The 2,293-nt window shown below is 41.3% G+C and carries 1 protein-coding gene; it reads left to right on the top strand.

Annotation, left to right across the window (positions count from 1 at the left end; genetic code table 11):
* Positions 1-517: 517 nt before the first annotated feature.
* Entirely contained in the window at positions 518-2,056 is a 1,539-nt protein-coding gene (locus CWB66_RS13460; protein WP_138585773.1) for a phosphoenolpyruvate carboxykinase, read from the top strand.
* Positions 2,057-2,293: the final 237 nt, after the last annotated feature.

A 2,293-nucleotide genomic window follows, 5' to 3' on the forward strand; every position in this document is an offset into this window, starting at 1 on the left:
AGGCGATAACGCAGCATAAATACCAAACATGCGTAGCCCTTTGGGTTCTCCCTAGGGGCGATTAACGCTTGTTGCCTTCATGAATGTAGACAATAAGCGTGGGCAGGGTGCGGAAGCTTTGCTTGGTTTTTACTTATTCTTAATTAGAGTAACGCAGGAGCAGTTACCGAGCCCTCTAAGTTACAAATCTCGCGTCGCGATTCAGTCGCCCCTAAATTGTACAAATTTCAATCCACAAAGAACAACACGCCTAATATCTGCACTTCAGCTTTATTAATAACTAAAGCCACAAATAGGTGGTTTTAAATTGTAAAAATATGATACCGGTGTCATTTATAACATGACTTTTATGACACCGGTATCATTGAAATTATTCATGTTTTTTACTAAATATATGTGTTTTTAGGGCCTTTACAGGCTCGAACATCCCCAACCCTTCTGTTACTATAAATACAGCTTAAGGTAATTAAGAACCCAGAGCTATCCCGTTCAATCTCTCATATAGTTAGGTATAAACATGACTTCAAGCGCTACACGTTTTGTCGATTTAACCGCAGCTGAACTTGTCGAGCACGCGATCCGCCGTGGCGAAGGGACTTTAGCCGCAAATGGAGCTTTTGTTGCAATCACCGGTCGTCGTACTGGTCGTTCACCAAAAGATCGTTTTATTGTTCAAGAAGCAACTACTCAAGATGATATCCAATGGGGCAACGTAAATCGCCCATTTGATGAAGATAAATTTGACGCACTATGGGCTCGCGTTGAAGCACATGTTCAAAGTAACGACCACTTCACCTCTCACCTAGAAGTTGGCGCAGACACCGAGCATTACTTGCCTGTTATTGTAACTACAGAAACAGCGTGGCATCATATTTTTGCCAAAAATATGTTTATTGAACCACAAAATTACAATGCTTCTGATCTGCCTCAATGGCAAGTGATGAACGTCCCTTCATTTGTATGTGAGCCAGAACGTGATGGCACGAATAGCGATGGTACGGTTATTATTAACTTCGCGCAGCGTAAAGTGTTACTTGCGGGTATGCGTTATGCCGGTGAAATGAAAAAATCGATGTTCTCTGTCCAAAATTTCCTACTACCAGCAAAAGGTGTATTACCAATGCACTGCTCTGCAAATGTAGGCGAAGCTGGCGATACTGCATTATTTTTTGGTTTATCGGGTACTGGTAAAACAACGTTATCTGCAGATCCAACTCGCTTTTTAATCGGCGATGATGAACATGGTTGGGCACCTGGTAGTGTATTTAACATCGAAGGCGGTTGTTACGCTAAATGTATCGATCTTTCTCAAAAGAATGAACCTGTTATTTGGGATGCTATTCGTTTCGGTACAATTTTAGAAAACGTCGTGTTAGATAAAAAAGGCGTTCCAGATTTTCACGATACGAGCCTAACTCAAAACAGTCGTGCAGCTTATCCGCTTGAGCACGTTGAAAAGCGAAAAGTAGAAAACCGTGCAGGCGAACCAAAAGCTGTTGTTTTCTTAACATGTGATGTTAGTGGCGTACTACCACCGGTATCAATACTCAGCGAAGAAGCCGCCGCATTTCATTTTTTAAGTGGTTATACAGCAAAAGTAGGATCGACTGAAATTGGTTCTACAAGTGATATTGAATCTACATTTTCAACATGTTTTGGCGCACCATTTTTCCCTCGTCCAGCAGGCGTTTACGCCGAATTACTAATGAAACGAGTACGAGAGTTTGGCGCTAAAGTATATTTAGTTAATACCGGCTGGACAGGTGGTCCTTACGGTACTGGTAAACGTTTTGACATCCCAACAACTCGCGCAGTTGTAGATGCAATCGTATCAGGTAATTTAGCTGGTGTTGAAACACAACATATCGATGTATTAAACCTTGATGTACCTGTTGAAGTTCCAGGTGTAGACACTAACTTACTCAACCCTATTAATACTTGGGAAGATAAAGCTAAGTACAATGAATATGCTGCCAAACTTGCCGCTGACTTCACCGAAAACTTTGCTAAGTACGATGTGTCTGATGATATAAAGAATGCAGGGCCTAAAGCTTAATTATTTGTTTATAAATTAGCTTTGAATTTGCATTAAAACGCCAGCTCACGCTGGCGTTTTTGATCCATTCAACGAGTATCCCATGCCAACACTAAGTAACCTGAACTCTGGATAATAAATCTATCTCTAGCAGCTATTTTCTGCGCTAACTGCGTTGAATTTACTTGCAATAGGCCAGCGATTGACGCGTAAAGTCGCCTTGTTTTCACTGAAAACCTCTGGCTGGAGAAAATAAAT

It is taken from the genome of Pseudoalteromonas sp. S558 (assembly GCF_005886635.1).
Classification (GTDB): domain Bacteria; phylum Pseudomonadota; class Gammaproteobacteria; order Enterobacterales; family Alteromonadaceae; genus Pseudoalteromonas; species Pseudoalteromonas aliena.